At 59.1% G+C, this 18,999-nt stretch carries 14 protein-coding genes and 1 tRNA gene; 9 read left to right on the forward strand and 6 right to left on the reverse strand.

The features are described from left to right. Positions 1-61 precede the first annotated feature (61 nt). Positions 62-1,423, reverse strand: a complete 1,362-nt coding sequence (locus tag QP904_RS05800) for a dicarboxylate/amino acid:cation symporter (RefSeq protein ID WP_284835698.1) — start codon at positions 1,421-1,423, stop codon at positions 62-64. A gap of 355 nt (positions 1,424-1,778) precedes the next feature. Here QP904_RS05800 and pcp point away from each other — a divergent pair, with 355 nt between their 5' ends. Genes pcp through nrfD form a run of 4 tightly spaced genes read left to right on the forward strand, consistent with a single transcriptional unit; the run spans position 1,779 to position 7,851 of the window. After that, positions 1,779-2,366 carry a pyroglutamyl-peptidase I gene (gene pcp, locus QP904_RS05805; protein ID WP_200287811.1) on the forward strand — a complete coding sequence of 196 codons (588 nt, stop codon included), beginning with the start codon at positions 1,779-1,781 and terminating at the stop codon, positions 2,364-2,366. Between the two features lie 47 nt (positions 2,367-2,413). Continuing rightward, positions 2,414-5,680: a formate dehydrogenase-N subunit alpha gene (gene fdnG, locus QP904_RS05810; RefSeq protein WP_232212583.1), complete on the forward strand. Its 3,267-nt coding sequence runs from the start codon at positions 2,414-2,416 to the stop codon at positions 5,678-5,680. Further along, complete coding sequence (locus QP904_RS05815) at positions 5,681-6,739, forward strand: 4Fe-4S dicluster domain-containing protein (protein WP_023021864.1); 1,059 nt, start codon at positions 5,681-5,683, stop codon at positions 6,737-6,739. Next, complete coding sequence (gene nrfD, locus QP904_RS05820) at positions 6,736-7,851, forward strand: NrfD/PsrC family molybdoenzyme membrane anchor subunit (RefSeq protein WP_259824407.1); 1,116 nt, start codon at positions 6,736-6,738, stop codon at positions 7,849-7,851. The genes QP904_RS05815 and nrfD overlap by 4 nt, the downstream gene beginning before the upstream one ends. Before the next feature lie 186 nt (positions 7,852-8,037). Here nrfD and selD read toward each other — a convergent pair whose 3' ends face one another. Beyond that, positions 8,038-9,021, reverse strand: coding sequence for a selenide, water dikinase SelD (gene selD / locus QP904_RS05825; RefSeq protein ID WP_023021862.1), 984 nt, complete (start codon positions 9,019-9,021; stop codon positions 8,038-8,040). 178 nt (positions 9,022-9,199) lie between these two features. Between selD and QP904_RS05830 the strand changes: the two genes are divergently transcribed. The 3 genes from QP904_RS05830 (at position 9,200) to selB (ending at position 12,409) form a co-directional block, all read left to right on the forward strand. Beyond that, positions 9,200-9,294: transfer RNA gene (locus QP904_RS05830), tRNA-Sec, on the forward strand. Positions 9,295-9,373: 79 nt separating this feature from the next. Further along, positions 9,374-10,636 carry an L-seryl-tRNA(Sec) selenium transferase gene (gene selA / locus QP904_RS05835; RefSeq protein ID WP_051138347.1) on the forward strand — a complete coding sequence of 421 codons (1,263 nt, stop codon included), beginning with the start codon at positions 9,374-9,376 and terminating at the stop codon, positions 10,634-10,636. Beyond that, a complete protein-coding gene (gene selB, locus QP904_RS05840) occupies positions 10,637-12,409 on the forward strand; it encodes a selenocysteine-specific translation elongation factor (protein ID WP_284835699.1) in 1,773 nt (590 codons plus the stop codon). It begins immediately after the preceding gene. A gap of 26 nt (positions 12,410-12,435) precedes the next feature. Here selB and QP904_RS05845 read toward each other — a convergent pair whose 3' ends face one another. Further along, positions 12,436-13,527 carry a hypothetical protein gene (locus tag QP904_RS05845; RefSeq protein ID WP_284835700.1) on the reverse strand — a complete coding sequence of 364 codons (1,092 nt, stop codon included), beginning with the start codon at positions 13,525-13,527 and terminating at the stop codon, positions 12,436-12,438. 191 nt (positions 13,528-13,718) lie between these two features. Here QP904_RS05845 and QP904_RS05850 point away from each other — a divergent pair, with 191 nt between their 5' ends. Then, positions 13,719-15,656 carry a BCCT family transporter gene (locus QP904_RS05850; protein WP_200287796.1) on the forward strand — a complete coding sequence of 646 codons (1,938 nt, stop codon included), beginning with the start codon at positions 13,719-13,721 and terminating at the stop codon, positions 15,654-15,656. Between the two features lie 34 nt (positions 15,657-15,690). Beyond that, positions 15,691-16,488, forward strand: coding sequence for a zinc transporter ZupT (gene zupT / locus QP904_RS05855; protein WP_259824401.1), 798 nt, complete (start codon positions 15,691-15,693; stop codon positions 16,486-16,488). A 24-nt stretch (positions 16,489-16,512) separates the two neighbouring features. On the opposite strand, the gene QP904_RS05860 is transcribed toward zupT, so the two are convergent. The 3 genes from QP904_RS05860 to QP904_RS05870 are packed head-to-tail and all read right to left on the reverse strand — an operon-like array spanning position 16,513 to position 18,729. Then, on the reverse strand, positions 16,513-17,460 hold the full coding sequence (locus QP904_RS05860; RefSeq protein WP_284835701.1) for a DUF808 domain-containing protein: 948 nt from the start codon (positions 17,458-17,460) through the stop codon (positions 16,513-16,515). Between the two features lie 3 nt (positions 17,461-17,463). Beyond that, positions 17,464-18,000: a ribonuclease FAU-1 family protein gene (locus tag QP904_RS05865; protein ID WP_284835702.1), complete on the reverse strand. Its 537-nt coding sequence runs from the start codon at positions 17,998-18,000 to the stop codon at positions 17,464-17,466. Beyond that, complete coding sequence (locus QP904_RS05870; protein WP_239208040.1) at positions 18,001-18,729, reverse strand: Rv1157c family protein; 729 nt, start codon at positions 18,727-18,729, stop codon at positions 18,001-18,003. Positions 18,730-18,999: the final 270 nt, after the last annotated feature.

Below are 18,999 nucleotides of genomic sequence, written 5' to 3' on the forward strand. Positions count from 1 at the left end.
GCGCATAGCTAAACGCCCGCAAGGTTTTCCTTGCGGGCGTTTATTATGTTTGAGGGCTTATTTAAGCCTTGGCACCGATGGCTGCGGCCGAGTCAGAATCCATAATGTCTTTGACGCCGCTTTCTGCTGCGTCCCAGGTTGCCTTGTCTTGGATGCCGGCACGTTTAGCAACGACGGTGGCGCACAGTACCTGTCCGGTGACGTTGAGTGCAGTGCGTCCCATGTCAATAATCGGCTCAATGGCCAGCAGGAGACCGACACCAGCCAGCGGAAGGCCAAGTGTAGATAGCGTCAGCGTGAGCATAACCGTTGCGCCTGTGGTGCCTGCGGTAGCAGCGGAACCAATGACGGAAACAAAGATGATGAGCAGGTATTGGGTGAAGTCGAGGTTAATGTCGTAGAACTGGGCAACAAAGATGGCTGCGATGGCCGGGTATACGGAGGCGCAGCCGTCCATCTTGGTGGTCGCTCCTAGCGGAACGGCAAAGGAAGCGTATTCAGAAGGAACACCCATGGCCTTTTCGCTAAAGCGCTCGGTAGCTGGCATGACACCCATGGAAGAACGGGTAACAAAGCCCAGCGAGGTGACCGGCCAAACGCGCTTATAAAAGCCCATGACTGGAATCTTGTTGAACTTCAGTACGGCGGGGTAGACCACGACAAAAACCAGACCAAGGCCCACGTACATGGCCAGCACAAACTTGCCCAGCGAGCCCAAGGCGTCCCAGCCGTAGGTTGCTACTGCCTTACCGATAAGGGCGGCGGTGCCAATCGGTGCAAGGCGGATGATCCACCACAAGATGACCTGGATGACCTTGAGGAAGGACTCGGTAAAGTGCAGGAATGGCTCGGCGGACTTGCCGGTCTTGACCGCGGCGATACCGATGGCCAGGGAAATGACAAGCAGTTGTAGCGCGCCAAAGCTGAGGGATACTTCGCCGTCGGAAAGCGAGGCAGAAAGGCCTACGAAGTTCTGCGGCAGAAGCTGCTCAAAGAACGCGGTCCACGAGCCGACGTGGGAAGGATCCTGTGCAGTGGCGGCATCGACGCTCGTGCCGACGCCCGGCTTCATAATGACGGCAACGAAAATGCCCATCAAGACAGAGAAGAATGCGGTAATGGCGAACCACACCAGTGTGGAAATCGCCAGGGAAGCAGCGTTAGCTACCTTGCGCAAATTGGCGACAGAGGTAACAACAGCGGCGAAGATCAGCGGCGGGATCATCACCTTGAGCAGCTGGACGTAGGCGCTACCGACTCCCGTGAGCAGGGTGGTCAACCAACCGGGATTGTCTGGGTCGGTATCCATGCCGGAGGCGATGAAACCCAAGATGAGGCCGATGATAAGGCCGGCAATAACTTGCGCGCCGAATCCTGTGGCCCAGCCTGGGAGCCTAGAGCGCGGAGATTCCTGTTGAGACATAAAGGTTCCTTTGAAAATAAAAATGGACAGATCGGACTAGTTTTCAGATACTGTCCTGTTCAACTTCAACTTCGCTCAGTTTATTCCTTCGACGTCTTTAGGCACAAGACGTGGGGATTCTCCCGTGGCTGCGACCTCATCCTTCGCGCTCACCGGGTGGCTTCTTAATACCTGGGGTTCTTTTCCCACTGAGCGCGAGGGGGAGGAGGAATTGCGGTGTGCGCCCTCGGCGCTCACCAGAGCGGGGTGGAAGCATCACCTTTACGCTGCTGGTGAGCGCGAAGGGCGGAGGGGGGAAGGGCGGAGCGCGAGGTGCAGAGCGAGGAGGGGCTGCGATTTCTGGAATACTGGCGGCATGAAAATCCTCGTGACTGCATTTGACGCCTTCGGCGGAGAAAGCATTAACCCTACAGAACAAGCGCTGGAGCTATTACCAGAGGAGGTTGGGGGAGCGGAGCTTGTCAAGACGGTGATTCCGACCAAGTTTGGGGAATCCCTGCGCCGAGTAATTGCACTCGCAGAGGAATCATCAGTCGATGCAATTGTGTGCTTGGGACAGGCAGGCGGCCGGAAACATATCACCCCGGAGCGAGTCGCCATTAATGTGATGGATGCCGAGATTCCTGATAACGCGGGTTATCAGCCAGTGGATGTACCGGTCGTGGAGGGTGGCCCAGCGGCGTATTTTTCCACGCTACCGGTAAAGGAAATGGTCGCGGCGATGGATGATTGTCCGGCGCGGGTGTCGAATACGGCGGGGACTTTCGTGTGCAATCAGCTCCTGTATGGTCTCCTGCATCACTTCGCGGGGACGGAAGTGCGCGCGGGATTTGTGCATGTTCCCTATATTCAGGAGCAGAACAAAGCGGATAAGCCCATGATGGCGCTAGCTGAGATAGTCGAGGGGATAAAGCAGGCACTCTGGGCGGTGCAGGCTAGTTAGGGTAGCCTTTGTGGCTTTTTGAACCAGCGAAATATAGATTTATGGATATGTCTCGCTTTAGCCCTCTCAACTGGCCGGTTGTGCGCCAGCTGCGCAGCGGCGATCCCTTTGGCAGGGACGTCAATACGCAGTCTCAAAAGAGCAAGGATAAACATGGACGCACCGTGGAAGCGGACCGCGTGGTGCAGTCAGTGTGCCCGTACTGCGCGGTCGGTTGCTCGCAGCGCGTGTATGTCAAAGATGACCGTGTCATCCAGGTAGAGGGTGATCCGGATTCGCCCATTTCTCGTGGGCGATTGTGCCCGAAGGGATCTGCGTCGGAGCAGCTCATTAACTCCGCTACGCGCCTGACCAAGATTAAATATCGCGCGCCTTATTCTTCGCAGTGGCAGGACCTTGATGAAGATACCGCGATGGAGATGATTGCGGATCGTTTCTTGGAGGCGCGTCGCAACGGTTGGCAGGATGTCGACGATGAGGGCCGCACCCTCAATCGCACGATGGGCATCGCCGGTTTGGGCGGTGCGACCTTGGATAATGAGGAAAATTACCTCATTAAGAAGCTGTTTACCGCGGCCGGTGCGATACAGCTTGAGAACCAGGCGCGCATATGACACTCCGCCACCGTTCCTAGTCTAGGAACTTCGTTTGGCCGCGGCGGCGCAACCCAACCGCTGCAGGATATGGCGAATGCGGACTGCATCGTCATTGAGGGTTCTAATATGGCCGAGTGCCACCCAGTGGGATTCCAGTGGGTAGTAGAGGCCAAAAAGCGTGGGGCACGCATCATTCACGTGGATCCGCGCTATACGCGTACGTCCGCGTTTGCGAATCGCCATATTGGTATTCGCGGCGGCACGGATGTAGTGCTATTGGGTGCAGTGATTAATTATCTGCTGGAAAATGAGCTGTACTTCCATGACTATGTGGTGGCGTATACCAATGCGCCGATGATTATCTCGGAGGACTACCAAGACACCGAGGATCTAGATGGTTTGTTCTCTGGCTATGACCCAGAGACCGGAAAATACGTCACGGATTCGTGGCAGTACGTGCAGAAGCCCGAGGGTGCGTCGTGGAATGTGGAACGCGATGAATCGCTGGAGCATCCCAATTCGGTTTTCCAGATTCTCAAGCGCCATTACGCACGCTATACGCCTGAGATAGTGGAGGAGACCTGCGGTATTGCGCAAGAGGACTTTTACTACCTTGCGGAGTCGATTGCGCAGAATTCCACGCCGGATCGCACCACGTGCTTTGCTTATGCTTTGGGCTTTACTCAGCACACTCTGGGTGCGCAGTTCATTCGTACCGCGGCAATTTTGCAGCTGCTGACCGGTAATGTGGGCCGACCAGGCTCGGGCATTATGGCGTTGCGTGGACACGCGTCTATTCAGGGGTCTACCGATATTCCGACGCTGTTCCATTCGCTGCCGGGGTATTTGCCTATGCCGGGCGTCGACAAGCAAAGCTGGCCTGAGTATGTAGATGGCATCCGCAATGAGTCGCAGAAGGGCTTCTGGCAGATCGGAGAGAACTATGCGGTCTCGCTGATGAAGTCCTACTGGGGCGATGCAGCGACCAAGGAAAACGGGTGGGGTTATGACCTCATGCCGCGTATTTCTGGTGCGCATTCGACCTATGAAACGCTCATGGCAATGCTGGATGAGCAGGTGGAAGGCTATTTTGTCTTCGGCCAGAATCCGGCAGTGGCGCAGTCTAATGGCGGCATGCAGCGCCGTGGTTTGGCGGCGCTAAAGTGGCTGGTTGTGCGCGATTTCCAGGAGATTGAGACTGCCTCGTTCTGGAAGGATTCGCCGGAGATTAAAAACGGCGAGCTCAAGACCGAAGATATCGGTACCGAGGTTTTCTTGATGCCGGCGGCAACCCACGTGGAAAAGGCCGGTACCTTCACCCAAACCCAGCGCATGTTGCAATGGCGTTTCCAGGCGGCACCGCCGCCAGGTGATGCCAAGAGTGACCTGTGGTTCTTCTACCAGTTGGGCAAGAAGGTTAAGGAGCGTCTGCGCGATTCCACTGATCCGCGAGATCTGCCTTTGCAGAAGGTCACGTGGGATTATGTGGAAACCGAGGAAGGTGAGCCGAATTCTGAGGACGTCCTCAAGGAGATCAATGGTTATTACCTTGAGGGCCCGAAGAAGGGCGAGCTTTTGCCTGCCTTCGTGGAGATGAAAAATGATGGCAGCACCTCGGGTGGCTGCTGGATCTACACTGGCGTGTTTAAGGATGGTATTAATCAGTCCGCCCGCAAGGTTCCTGGTTCGGAGCAAAATGAGGTTGCTCCGGAGTGGGGCTGGGTGTGGCCGGCAAACCGCCGCCTGCTCTACAACCGCGCTTCGGCGAAGCCGGATGGCACTCCGTGGTCGGAGCGCAAGAAGTATGTGTGGTGGGATGCTGACAAAGGAAAGTGGGTTGGCGATGACGTGCCGGACTTCCCGGTTACTAAGGCCCCTGACTACAAGGCTCCGGTCGACGCCGTGGGGCCGGACGCCCTCGATGGCACCGATGCCTTCATCATGCAGGCTGATGGCCGCGGTTGGCTCTTTGCGCCGACCGGGCTTTCCGACGGCCCTTTGCCCACCCACTATGAGCCGCACGAGTCCCCGGTACACAATGTGCTGTACAAGCAGCAGCAGTCGCCGACGCGTCTGACTATTAAGCGTCCAGATAACCTGTCGCGTCCAGAGCCGGGCGAGCCGGGCGCGGAGGTTTTCCCGTTCGTCTTTTCTACGTATCGCCTCACGGAGATGTATACCTCGGGTGCGATGTCACGCCGTTTGCCGTATCTGGCGGAACTGCAGCCAGGCCTATTCTGCGAGGTTGATAAGGCCTTGGCAGAAAAGCGTGGGCTAGAAAATGGTCAGTGGGCCACGATCGTCTCGCCTCGCGGCGTGATTGAGGCGCAGGTCTTGGTCACTGACCGCATGCAGATGATGAAGATCAATGGTGAGGAGTTCCACCAAATCGGTTTGCCGTATCACTATGGCGAGTCCGATTCCACAGCCGTAGCTGGCGATGGTGCCAATGATTTGCTGGGCCTCACGCTGGAGCCGAACGTATTCATTCAGAATTCCAAGATTGGCGCCTGCGATATCCAGCCGGGGCGTCGTCCTCGTGGTGAGGCCCGTGTGGAGATGCTCAAGGAGTACCAGAAGCGTGCGCACCTGAATCTGGATTCCGGTAATGATCTGCTCACTGTGGATGATTCCTTCACTTATAACCCAGAGCCGCAGCAGCCCGTGGATGCGGACACGCCAGGCGAGAAGGGCGAGGAAAGCGAAGAAGGTAAGTAAATGACAAATCTACTGACCGAGAACGCGAGCCGGCACGGCTACGATAAGTACCGCCGCATGGCCTTTTTTACCGATACCTCCATTTGTATTGGTTGTAAGGCCTGCGAGGTGGCGTGCAAGGAGTGGAACCGCAATCCGGTAGAAGGCTATGACGTCACCGGCGATTCCTATGACAACACCGGTGCGCTGGGCGCTAATACTTGGCGGCACGTGGCCTTCGTGGAACAAAATAATGACCGTATCGAGCACGCCCGCGAGGAGGGAAAGAAGCTCATTTCTTTGGGCATGCCTTCGGTCGGGGCGCAGCCGCAAGAAGTTGATACCACTCCGCCAGATACCGATACCTTCCGGTGGCTGATGTCCTCGGATGTCTGCAAGCACTGCACGCATGCAGGTTGCCTTGATGTCTGTCCTACCGGCGCACTGTTTCGCACCGAATTTGGCACTGTGGTAGTGCAAGATGACGTGTGCAATGGCTGCGGGACATGCGTAGCCGGTTGCCCGTTCGGTGTCATTGAACGCCGCGATGATGGCGGTGTGGCGCTGAAATATGACAAGACCGCCACGGTGGATTACGTCGATAATTCCCATGCTGGCGTCAACGTGTTGAAAAAGCTCAAGCAGCTTGCCCCGCAAGGCCCGGACCATACACCGGGCGAGGCGATGCCGATCAAGAACTTGGGCGTGGCCCAGAAGTGCACTATGTGCTATGACCGCTTGAAGCAGGGCGAGCAGCCAGCGTGTTCTAAGACCTGCCCGACCGATTCCATCCAGTTTGGCCCTTATGAGGAGATGGTGGCAGCCGCCAAGGAACGCGTGCGGGTACTGCACGAGCAGGGGATTACCGAGGCCCGGCTTTATGGTGCTAATCAAGACGATGGTGTCGGTGGAACCGGATCCATCTTCTTGCTTTTGGATTCGCCAGAGGTCTATGGGCTTCCGCCTGATCCACGCGTGCCGACGGCGGATTTGCCGCAGATGTATAAGACCGCAGTGAAGGCTATCGGCGGTATGGCGCTGGCCGTGGCCGGTTCCTTCCTGATTGGGGGACGTAAATGAGCAACTTTGATGAGTACCGCCCGCCGCAGCCGGAGCGTCGTAACCGCTACCGGAAATTTGATGGCACCAAGCCTAAAAAGAAGCGCAAGCGCCCAGGCGCGGGCGCGCAGGATGGTTCCAAAGAAGAGCGCATGGCGCAGGATTTCGAGTTCTCGTCCTACTACGGCCGGCCAGTGGTTAAGGCGCCGCCGTGGGAATGGCCAATCGGTGCGTATCTCTTCTTGGGCGGCGTCAGTGGCGGATCAGGGCTTTTGGCCGCCGGCGCACAGGCCGTGGGCAATGCACCGCTGCGTCGTACCACCCGCCTTTCTGCCTTTGGCGCGGCGGCCGCGGGATCAGTCTTTTTGATTCTGGATTTGGGCCGCCCGGAGCGCGCGCTGAATATGTTCCGCGTCTTCAAGGTGACCTCGCCGATGTCTCTGGGATCGTGGATCCTGTCGGGCTTCGCGAGCGCGGCCGCGCTGCCGGCCGCAGCGGAAGTGGATGCAGCGACTGGACATAAGCTGCCCCTGCCTAAGTTCGTGCGCACGGCGCTGCAGAAAGCTGCTGGACCGGCAGGCGCAGTCGCGGGAGTGCTCGGCGGTCCGCTGGCGGGATATACCGCGGTATTGCTGTCGAATACCTCGAATCCGGTGTGGAATGACATGAAAAAGCACCTGCCGTATGTCTTTGTTTCCTCGGCAGCGGCGGCGTCATCAGGAATGGCTATGGTGACCACCCCGGTCGAGCACGCAGGTCCTGCCCGCGTGTCGGGCATGGCCGCCGCGGCCAGCGATCTAGCGGCGACCAAGGTCTTGGAAGAAGGCATGGAGCCGGAGCCGCGCCAGGCTCTGCACGAGGGAAAGCCGGGCACGCTGATGAAGGCTTCGGAATGCCTCATTGCGGCCGGTGGCGTGGGAAGCATGCTGGCTGCGGCCACAAAGTCCCGCGCGGTATCGGTGGCCGCGGGGCTATCGCTATTGGCAGGATCGGCGTGCACCCGCTTTGGTGTGCTCAACGCCGGCCTAGAAGCAGTGAAAAATCCGGAGACTACCATCGGCCCGCAAAAGCGCCGGGCGGAAAAGCGCCGGCGCGAGCAGGGTCTCGACCACGATGTGGTGAGCTCGGACTAGTCCACCTCCTGTAGGGCGGGAGCGAGTTCCGCGCCGATATCTTCCCTGCGTTGTTGCTCGGCTGCGGAGCAATAAAAGTGCCGGTCGGTGGACCCGAATGGGAGGGGAGCATGCGCTTGGCGATGCCCCCTCGGTTGCACACCCCATCAACCCCAGCGCGGCTAGGGGCGCTGGGGAGGAGAAAATTTAGGCCTTGATATAAGCATCGCCCGTGCGCTCGGTGGTGTGGCCGATGACGGGGTAGCCGGGGACCTCGCCGATGAGGAGGAGTCCGCCGGAAGTTTGGGCGTCGGCAAGCAGCACCAGCTCTTCCTCGCTCAAGGAGGTTTCCAGGTGTGGGCGTACCCAGTCGAGGTTGCGGCGGGAGCCACCGGGGATGAATCCTTCCGCCAAGGCCTCCTTCGCGCCGTCGATGGTGGGCACGGCGGAAAAGTCGAGCTCCGCGGCGATGCCAGAGGCGCGGCACATCTTATAAAGGTGGCCGAGCAGGCCGAAGCCGGTGACATCGGTGGCCGCACGCACGCCTGCCTCCACCGCGGCACGGGCGGCCTCGCGATTCAAGGTGGTCATGGAATCGACTGCGGCTTGGGATACCTCGCCGGTGGCCTTGTGTTTATTGTTGAGGATGCCTACGCCGATGGGCTTGGTGAGGGTAATGGGCAGGCCGGGCTCGGCGGCGTCGTTGCGCATGAGCTTTTCGGGCGCGACGATACCGGTGGCGGCCATGCCATAGAGTGGTTCAGGGGCGGTAATGGAATGGCCGCCGGTAACAGAGATGCCGGCTTCGGTGGCTACGTCCATGCCGCCGCGCAGGACCTCGCGTAGTACGTCCAGTCCGAGCTTTTCATTGGGCCAGCCTACGAGGTTGATGGCGGTAACGGGGGTGCCGCCCATGGCATAGACATCAGAAAGCGCGTTGGCCGCAGCCACTCGCCCCCAATCGTAGGGGTCATTGAGCATCGGGGTGAAAAAATCCGCGGTGGAAATAACTGCTAGACCATCCTGGATTTTGACTGCCGCAGCATCATCGCCATCATCTAGGCCCACCAGTACATTAGGGTCGGCCTTGCCTATCAGGCCCTCGACGGCAGACTCAAGCTGGCCAGCGGGAATCTTGCAGGCGCAACCGCCGCCTGCGGCGAAAGAGGTGAGCTTAATTTCTTCGGTCATAGCGCCATTTTACTCATCTCCAGAGAGTATCTGGCTGCAAAGCTAGGGCGGGAACCCGCTTGCGGCGGCGTGTGGCGATAGGACAGAGGGCGCCGAGGTTTCGCCTTCGAGGGGCTTGGTGGACGTAGGGATGACAGGTGTATTGGCGCCGGGGAATGCGCGTGTAAGGTGAGCACACGGAGGCGTACGTGTCCTGGTGGGCGCCCCGGTCTTCAAAACCGGTGAGGCCGAGCATCTCGGTCTGGCAGGTTCGATTCCTGTCCGTCTCCGCCATTCGCGCGCAAGGAGGAATGCCACAGTGCCCACGCCCACCCCTGCAGCCAGCCCCGATCCCCGTCGGAATATTCCCCGCATGGATGAGCTGCTCCAGCTGCCAGAAGTAGAAACCGCGCGACAGCGCCTTGCCGAGCACACCATTCGTGCAATTGTTCAGCGCACAGTTGCCCAAGCACGCCGCGGCGAGCTGCCTATCAACGATATCCCCACAGAAATTGCGCAACGCCTGGGGCAGCAGAGGGTGCATTCCCTGCGGCCGGTCATCAACGCCTCCGGCGTCATCATCCATACCAACTTAGGGCGCGCCCCTCTTCCGGGAGCCGCAGTAGAGGCCCTTCATGACGCCGCCTCTTATACCGACGTGGAAATGGACCTTGATTCTGGCAAGCGCTCGAAAAACCGCGGAGCTGGCGCCACGGCTGCGCTGCTTGCGGCCTGTCCCGGTGCAGAAGATGCCCTCGTGGTCAATAACGGCGCCAGTGCCTTGCTCTTGGCCACTGCCGCACTCGCCCCGGGCAAAGACGTCATCATTTCGCGCGGCGAACTTATTGAGATCGGTGCGGGCTTTCGTTTGCCGGAGCTCATCGAGTCTACGGCCACGCGCCTCAAGGAAGTCGGCGCGACTAATCGCACGCATCTGGCCGATTATGAGCGCGCGCTGGGGGAAAATACCGGCGCCATTTTGAAGGTGCACCCTTCTAACTTCCGCATTGAGGGCTTTACCTCCGCAGTCGGCGTGGATGAGCTGCACCGCCTAGCAGCGCAGCACCATACGCGGCTCATTGTGGACCTGGGTTCTGGTTTACTAAATCATGATCCCGCGCTGCCAGAGGAACCAGATATTCAGGCCCAGCTGCGCGCCGGCGCCGATATCGTCATTGCCTCCGGCGATAAGCTACTCGGCGGCCCGCAGGCAGGAATTTTGCTCGGTACCAAGGAGGCGATTGCTGCGGTGAAAAAGCACCCACTTGCGCGCGCCGTGCGTATAGACAAGCTGCGCCTCAACGCCTTGGAGGCTGCCATTTCCACGCCTTCGAATGCGGTGCAAGATGCATTGCATCTGGACAGGGAGACCCATCGCGCGCGCACGGAAGCGATAGCGGAGGCAGTCGGTGCGCGCGTAGTGCCCCACGATGGCCGCGTAGGCGGTGGCGGGGCGCCCGAATACCCGCTACCCGGTTATGCAGTTAGCCTGCCAGAACACTTTGCGGACGCGCTTCGCCACCACGAACCACCGGTGGTAGCCCGGGTGCATCAGGGCAACTGCTTAGTGGATATACGCTGCGTTCCCGCAGACCAAGACGCCGTGGTCATTGCCGCGATTAAGGCGGTGGGCTAGGTGTACGTCGTTGCTACCGCCGGCCATGTAGACCATGGCAAGTCCACCTTGGTGCGCGCACTTACGGAGATGGACCCGGACCGGTGGGAAGAAGAGAAGCGCCGCGGGCTCACCATTGACCTAGGATTTGCCTGGACCACCTTGCCCTCTGGTGCAGATGTGGCTTTCGTGGACGTGCCCGGCCATGAAAAATTCTTGGGCAATATGCTTGCCGGCGTGGGCCCAGCCCCAGTGGTCCTTTTCGTGGTGGCAGCTGATGAGGGGTGGCAAGCCCAGTCCACCGATCATCGCGATGCCTTGCGGGCACTGGGCGTAGAGCATGGCATTATCGCTCTTACCCGCAGCGACCGCGCCACCGTAGATCGCACCGCCGAGATCCGTGCGGAGCTGGCAGATACCCCGCTTGCCGACGCCCCCATTATCCCCGTCTCCGCCCCCACCGGCGAAGGCATTGCAGAGCTGCTGCGGGCGCTGGATGATGTGCTAGCCGAGGTACCTGCTCCCGATCCTAAGGCTCCAGTGCGCCTGTGGGTCGACCGTGCGTTTAGCGTAAAGGGAGCGGGCACCGTGGTCACCGGAACACTCGCCGCGGGCAGCTTGCGCGTAGGCGATAGCCTGCAGGTGGTGACAGCTGAGGGCGAAAAGACGGTGGAGATTCGGGGACTGCACAGCGAGAATCGCGCACAGGAATCCCTTGGCCCTGTCACCCGCGCGGCCGTCAACCTGCGGGGAGTAGATGCCGCCGAGATTCATCGCGGCGACGTAGTGCTGAGCCCAGGCGCATGGCGACTGGTGGAGCACCTCGATATTCGCCGCACCTTTGGCGCCGAGCTCGATGGGCTGCCGGATAACCTCGTCGTCCATACCGGCACCGCCGGGGTAGAGGGCCACTTGCGGCCCCTTTCGCCCGAGTTCGCGCGCCTTAGCTTGGCTCATCCGCTGCCCCTTCAGCTCCTCGACCGCTTCGTCGTCCGCAGCCCCGGCGGTCGCCACGTCGTCGCCGGGGTAGAAGCAGTAGATCTTCGCCCGCCGGAACTTAACCGTCGCGGTGCCGCCCGCCGTCGCGCAGAAGAACTCAGCGCGCAGGAGTCATTTAGGGATCCTGCATCCTATCTGCGGCGCGTCGGCTACGCCCGCTTAGATGACCTCGCCCGCGATGGCTTCGATACTGCCGCGCCACCCGCAGGCATCATTGCCTTCCGTGAGTGGTGGATAGCCGCTTCCCAGGTAACACGGTGGAAGGAAGCACTCAACGATGCTCTGCATGCCCACGCTGCCGCATATCCCTTGGCACCGGGAATGCCTCGCAAGGCGGCCATGGATGCCCTCGGCATGCGCGACGAAGGATTGCTAGGGCTTGCGATCGCCGCTGCGAAGGCAGAAAGCAGTGAGGGAGTGCTTCGTCTGCCTGGGCAACGGGTGGATCTCGGCGCGGCTGAGCAGGGCATTGCTGTTATCGAGAAGAGACTTAAAGCGTCACCCTTTGCGGCACCAGAGGCAGATGATTTAGCGGAGCTGGGTCTGGGTACCAAGTCGCTTGCTGCCGCTGAGCGCGCCGGGCGCCTGTTGCGTCTTCAGCACAGCATCGTGCTTTTGCCCTCGGCACCAGAGGAAGCGCGTCGGTACTTGGCCGAGCTGGAACAGCCCTTCACGCTTTCTGCTGCCCGCCGGGCCTTGGGGACGACGCGACGGGTAGCCATTCCGCTCCTGGAATATTTAGATGCCCAGCGGATTACTCGCCGCGGGGAGGGAGGCTGCAGAACCTTGCGCTAGCAAGGACACTTTGGCGGGGCCGGTAGCTATTTGCGGTGGTTTCCTCCGCGGTGGTGGGAAGTCTCGCGTGCTACGCGCCGAGCCCGCACGCGCGCGGATTCGGAAGAATAACGGCCTGGTTCCTCGGCTACCGGGAGCACGCGCCAACTAAAACTCTGCTCGCCTGGGACAGAGGAGACCAATTCTGCAAGCTTGGCGCTGGCTTTAGGCGGCGTGGCCGAGTGAGCAGTTTGTTGTGGCGAAGCCGTCTGGGAAGGCGCAGCGGGTGCGGCTGGCTGCGCGTGCGGTCCTTGCGGACGACGCGAGCCCGTGGGAAGTGCAGTGACGATGGTCTCGCCGGATACTGTGTGATCCCAGACTTCGGGCTGTGTGGGCATGGATGCAGGTGCGGCGGCAGGAATTGCAGGTTGGGGAGCAGGCACGCGCAATGGTGGGACGGCGGGGGAGAAGATTTCCTCGGTGGTGGCCGTATCAGCGGGGATATCGACTGCAAGCATGCCGTGGCTCGTGTAGGCACGGGCGGACAGCCCCGCTCCGGAGGCACTAGCAGCCTCGAATGCGGCACGCAGACCAGGCAGCGAGGCGATATCGCCGCAGGGGCCGAGAACCATATCGTCGCAGGTAGCTACAGCCGTGCCGGAAAGGTCTTCCAGGGTAACGAAGAATTGTTGCGTACCCATGCACTGAAGCTGGGGGGAGGAAATGTCGCCGGCGGCGACGTCGATAAGCACGCCTCGTCCACCGGCTAGCAGCGCGGTTCCTTGGGGCTGGTCATTGACCGGAACCATCCACGGCCACAAGCCGAGGGACACGGCAACCTCCACCTTGCCGTCTACTACTTCCACTGTGGCACTAGTCTGTGGCTGGGAAAACGAGTTTTTCAAACGCTCTAGGGCGGGATATTCCGCGGCTTCTACCTCATCCAAAAAACCTAAAAAGCCGAAGTCTGAGCGGATGCGCCAGCCGTTGGTGTAGGTATCGGGCTCTAGGGAGACATCGACAAGCGCTGCGTGCTCGGCCACGCCGGGGATGCTCAACGCGGTGCCCAGCACGGGGTGCTCAAGGACTGCGACATGCTCCACGCCGAAGTAACTAGTCGCGAGCGGGTAAAGCGCCATAGAAAGTCACTCCCAAGGTTTAAGGCCGGTAAACAATGCTGGACCTATTTTACGCATATGGGGGTAAGGCTGATGCCAGCTTTATATCCAGCGAGTTTTTATTAATGTGTAGACAGCTCTTTCAAAGTGACGCCTGAAAATAGAATAGGAGTAGAACCATCTCTTCTTCACCGTCTTCTTCATCCCGCCCTGTGCGCGGGGTAAATAGCTCGGAAGAAAGTAAAAAACGCACCCGTAACGCCAAGCGCATTCTCAAAGACATTATGTACCCGCATAATATCCACCCTGCGCTGGTGCCGGGCGTTTCCATTGAGGATCAGAAGGTTAAATATGGAGTGGATAAGCCGATCCTTGTGGCGGTCGGCGGCCTGGTCATGGCCTTCGTCATTTGGGGTGTGGTTGCGCCCGAGCAAGTCTTTGATGCCTCTTCGGCCGCGCTGGATTGGGTAATGCGCAACTTGGGTTGGATTTTTACTGCCTTGGCTACGTTCCTGATGTTTTTGCTCCTCATCTTGGCCTTTTCCAAGTACGGAAAGATTCCACTGGGGCTCGATGGGGAGAAGCCAGAGTTTTCCACGGTGAGCTGGGCTGCGATGCTCTTTGGTGCTGGCATTGGTATCGGCATTATTTTCTTCGGCCCCTTCGAACCGCTGAGCTACTACCTTTCGCCGCGGCCAGGCGCGTACGAGGCAGCTAGCGATAAAGCCGTGCTTGGGGCAATGGCTCAGGCCGCAATGCACTGGGGATTTAATGCTTGGGCAATCTATGCCATCGTGGGCTTGTGCGTGGCCTATGTGTCTTTCCGCCGCGGCCGCGTTCCCCTGATGAGTTCCATTTTGATGCCGCTTTTTGGCAATCGTTCTACGGATTCCCTGCCGGCGCGCATCATCGACGGCCTGGCCATTATTGCCACGCTCTTTGGTACCGCCGCGACCTTGGGCATTGGTGCGCTGCAGATCGGCCGCGGCGTGGAATTGGTTAGCGGCTGGTCCACCACCGGCAATACTGCGGCGCTGATCATTATCGTGGTGCTGTCTATCGGCACGATTTTTTCGGCCGTTTCGGGCGTGGCTAAGGGCATTCGTTGGCTCTCAAATATCAACCTGGTGCTAGCGCTTGCGCTGGCGCTGTTCTTCTTCGTGGTAGGTCCCACCGCTTTCTTGATCAACATGTTGCCGGCAGTGGTGATTGAGTATCTCGATGAAATGCCGCAGATGCTCTCTGCCAATATGGGCGAGGGCGAAGATATGGTGGCATTCCTCTCCTCATGGACCACCTTCTACTGGGCTTGGTGGGTATCGTGGTCACCGTTTGTGGGTGTTTTCGTAGCCAAGATTTCGCGCGGGCGTACCATCCGCCAATTCGTGCTTGGCGTGCTGCTTATTCCATCGGCCATCATTGTTGCTGCCTTTACCATTCTTGGTGGCACCACCATTTGGCTGCAGCGCCGCGATGGCGATATCGCCCCGGACGGCACTATTGACTCTATGCCGGCGGCAGAAGATATCTTCTTTAAGGTCCTGGACCATTTCCCAGGTGCGGAGTGGATGGCACCCATTGTCATTCTCATGCTGGTTGTCTTCTTCATTACCACGGCGGACTCCGCATCCATTGTGAACTCGCAGCTCACGCAGCGGGGTAACCCCAAGCCAAACCCTATTGTTACCGTCTTTTGGGTGGTGTGCATGGCCGGCATCGCCGTGGTCATTTTGCTCGCTGGCGGACGCAATGCGCTGCAGGGCCTGCAGAATCTTATTACGATTACCTCTCTGCCATTTGCGGTCATCATTGTGCTTATGTGTATCGCGCTGGTGCGCGAGCTGCGCCATGATCCAATCTCTATCCGTCACTTCTACGAGGATGAGGCGGTTTCTAATGCGATTGTGCGTGGCGTGCGCGATTATGGCGATAATTTTGCCTTGTCCATTGAACCGACGGAGGGGGACTATGCAACGGGCGCGCACTTTAACTCCACTGCAGCAGAGGTGACCGATTGGTACGCGCGCACGGACGAGGAAGGCCACGCTGTGGGCTATGACTACGAGACAGGCGAGTACGTGGATAATGATCCTTCTATCAAGAATGGCGAATTTATCTCTCCTGTGCCTGAGGACAAAGATGAGGGTTAATACCTGATAATTATTATCAGGTAGGGTGCCAGCTATGACTCTTAGTACTTTTGCTTTCGCCTTCGCCTTGGTGCTGCTTTCGGGGCTATCGACCTCGATTGGCGGAGCCTTGGCGGTGGGAAAGCGCCAGCCGGGCCCGGCTTTCATGGCTGCAGCCCTAGGTCTTTCGGCCGGGGTCATGCTCTACGTCTCCTTCATGGAGATTCTCCCCGAAGGCATGTCCCAGCTTTCCGACGCCCTCGGGGGAGAAACCGCTGGCACCTGGGCCGCCGTCGGTGCCTTCTTTGCTGGCATTGCCGTTATCGCCATCATTGACCGGCTCGTGCCGGAAGAGATCAATCCCCATGAGCCGGCTACGACGGCTGAAGAAGCCCGCCGCAAAAAGCTGATGAAAACTGGCGTATTTACCGCCTGTGCGCTGGGGCTGCACAATTTCCCCGAGGGGTTTGCGACCTTCCTATCCGGCCTGGAATCTAAGGAAATCGCGGTGCCGGTGGCGGTGGCAATCGCCATTCACAATATCCCAGAAGGCATCGCGGTGGCCGTCCCGCTGCGGGAGGCAACCGGATCACGCACGAAGGCCTTTTGGTGGGCCACCTTGTCTGGACTGGCAGAGCCGATTGGCGCACTCATTGGTTTCGGCCTTCTCATGCCGGTTATTGGGCCGGCCACGATGGGAATCAGCTTCGCCGCCATCGCCGGCATCATGGTCTTTATCTCACTGGATGAGCTTTTGCCCACCGCCGAAGAAACCGGCGAGCATCACCATGCCATTTATGGCCTGATCGCCGGCATGGCCGTAATGGCGGTATCGCTCATGCTATTTATGTAGCTGCTGGGCTGTGGTGATTTAAGCCTAAGCCTCCGCCTGCTTGGCAGAGGAGGCCGAGGACTCGCCAAAGGAGGCCTTGACCGCCATGACGATGGTGGCGATGACCGTGCCGAGAACCAGTCCGCAAACCATGGACATGCCGGTCTCTGCCAGCCAAGCCAGGGCGCCATTAGAAATCTTTTCGGTCACGGAAACGATGAATTCGTGCGGCTGATTCATGCCGAATTCGTGCAGGCCCTTGACCACGATATGGCCGCCGACCCATAGCATCGCGGCGGTGCCGATGATGCCGATAATATCGAGCACAATGGGCATGCCTTTGACAAGCGCGTTGCCCACCGTGGACTTGCCATTGTGGCGCTCATTTAAAGCCATGCCAATATCGTCCATCTTGACCAATAGGCCCACGGCGCCGTAGACACCCAAGGTCAATAAGATGCCGACGAAAATGAGGGCCCCGAGTCGCATCCAGAACGGCTGGTCGATGACCTCGTTCAAGGAAATGACCATGATTTCAGACGACAAGATGAGGTCAGTGGTAATCGCGGACTTGACCAAGCTGTCTTCGGCGTCGGCACCCTTTTCCTGGACTGATTCGGTTTCTTTTTCTCGGTGGGGAAGAAGGTGGTGCAAGATCTTCTCGGCACCCTCGAAGCAAAGGTAGGTACCGCCGCACATCAAGATAGGCGTGAGTGCCCACGGCGCGATCCAGGAGAGGATCATCGCGATGGGCAAGATGATAACGAGCTTATTGATAAGCGAGCCCTTGGTGATGCGCCAAATCATCGGCAGCTCGCGCTGCGGCTTAATACCTTCGACGTATTGCGGGGTTACCGCGGCATCATCGACTACAACACCAGCGGCTTTCACCGAGGTCTTGCCCGCGAGTGCGGCCACATCGTCAACGCTGGAAGCTGCGGAGCGGGCGATCAAAGCGACGTCGTCAAGCAGCGCAAATAGGCCACCGGCCATAGATTATCCTTCTGGGGTTAGGGTAATGTCATCGGACCACGTCAAGTTTATCCCTTGATGTGCCAACCAAGCCATCGCATCGTCACCGCTGCGAGTAATGCCTTCCACTGCGGTTAGGGTGGTGTCGATCGCTTTTTCTGCCTCCTCGGCAGTAATCAAGCCAGCGGAGGTGGCGGCAGAGAGCTCATCAATATCGAGGACGGAAATGGGCTCGTCGCGCGTTGCGACCAGGTCCACATAAAGATCGCGGGTGGTCCAGAGCGCACCATCGCGCTGGATTTCGGCAACGTCGATATAAAAATCTTGGTGGACGTCTACGCCCGGACGGAAGTGAAAGATATTGGCACGCAGGTTAAGGCCGGGTAGCAGCCACGATTCTAGGTAACCAAAGCGTGGGTGATCGGCGCCGCGGGCCATGTACAGACCAAACTCGGTTTCGGTGTAGGTATCGACCTCGCGCAGGAAACCTTTGGGGTCGGTATTGGTGTAATCGATGGTATTAAAGGTCTCGCGCTTGACCGGATGGAGGTCCACCGCCATCTACTTCACCTCAAGGAAAGCGGCAGTGGGGGCGAATTTGCAGTGGGACTCTTGGGTATTAACGCCGCCGGATAGAAGCGCGATAACGGTGCCTTTGCCGGTCTGGGCGGTGCCGGACAAGGTGGTGGGGCCATCCTGGTTGATGCCATTGTTATTCAGCGGGGTGATGCCGCTGCGCAGGGTATCTAGGTTGAACCACTGCACATTCATTCCGCCCTGCTCGCGCGCGGCCGGAGGGGTGCCAAGAGCGGTAAAGAGGAAGACGGTCTCGCCGGGTTGTGCACCAGGTGCTGGCATTTCCGTGGGGCCAGGTACGGCAATGGCCGAGCCCATGGCATCGCTGGTGCCGCCGATGCAATGTGCGGAGACCGTGGGCCAATAAAACTGGCGGAAATTCGGGTTATTGCCCTCCGGCATAGCCACGCCGCCCTTGCCATCGCCGCCGCCGGCGAAGAACGCGAGGCCCGAGAGAATAGCGTTGCGAACATCCTCGGGAATCCAAGGTTGTGCCGCAAAAGCGCGGATGCGGTCCTGGGTTTCCTGATTGGGGCGGCCGAGCTCGTCCAGCGGGCTATGGGTCGATGCCTGCTGCACTAAGGAAGAAAGATCCGGTGCGGATGCCTGCGCAGGGGCGACGAGCGGAGAGGCGAGGCCGATGAGCGCGGCCGTGGCAGCGGCGATATAACCGGTACGGCCGGACAGGCGCCAAGTGGTGCGGGCGTGGCTCACGTTATCAATTCCTTGGGTGCGGTCTCGGGAAAGGGAGTTAAACCCCAGTTGTCACATTTGTAACAATATTACCTACAGTAACGATAGTGATGGCAAGGACAGTGTCAAGTATTTTGGCAATCTATAAGAATTCTCGCTCTCCCTATACGGTGCGTTACGGGGTAAAGCCATCCCCAATGCTGCACTTGGCCCTTTAAGGGGGTATCGTGGGAGCTCGTTCAAGATCAAATTCGCGCGCGCAAGCGCTGTAGATCCTCCGAAGGAGAACCC

This window comes from Corynebacterium nasorum (assembly GCF_030229765.1).
GTDB lineage: Bacteria > Actinomycetota > Actinomycetes > Mycobacteriales > Mycobacteriaceae > Corynebacterium > Corynebacterium kefirresidentii.

Excerpts from the sequence above, each read along its gene's own strand:
- zupT (WP_259824401.1), top strand. The coding sequence starts at position 15,691 with ATGACTCTTAGTACTTTTGCTTTCGCCTTCGCCTTGGTGCTGCTTTCG.
- pcp (WP_200287811.1), top strand. The coding sequence starts at position 1,779 with ATGAAAATCCTCGTGACTGCATTTGACGCCTTCGGCGGAGAAAGCATT.
- QP904_RS05800 (WP_284835698.1), bottom strand. The coding sequence starts at position 1,423 with ATGTCTCAACAGGAATCTCCGCGCTCTAGGCTCCCAGGCTGGGCCACA.
- nrfD (WP_259824407.1), top strand. The coding sequence starts at position 6,736 with ATGAGCAACTTTGATGAGTACCGCCCGCCGCAGCCGGAGCGTCGTAAC.
- QP904_RS05860 (WP_284835701.1), bottom strand. The coding sequence starts at position 17,460 with ATGGCCGGTGGCCTATTTGCGCTGCTTGACGACGTCGCTTTGATCGCC.
- selD (WP_023021862.1), bottom strand. The coding sequence starts at position 9,021 with ATGACCGAAGAAATTAAGCTCACCTCTTTCGCCGCAGGCGGCGGTTGC.
- QP904_RS05815 (WP_023021864.1), top strand. The coding sequence starts at position 5,681 with ATGACAAATCTACTGACCGAGAACGCGAGCCGGCACGGCTACGATAAG.
- QP904_RS05865 (WP_284835702.1), bottom strand. The coding sequence starts at position 18,000 with ATGGCGGTGGACCTCCATCCGGTCAAGCGCGAGACCTTTAATACCATC.
- selA (WP_051138347.1), top strand. The coding sequence starts at position 9,374 with ATGGATGAGCTGCTCCAGCTGCCAGAAGTAGAAACCGCGCGACAGCGC.
- QP904_RS05845 (WP_284835700.1), bottom strand. The coding sequence starts at position 13,527 with ATGGCGCTTTACCCGCTCGCGACTAGTTACTTCGGCGTGGAGCATGTC.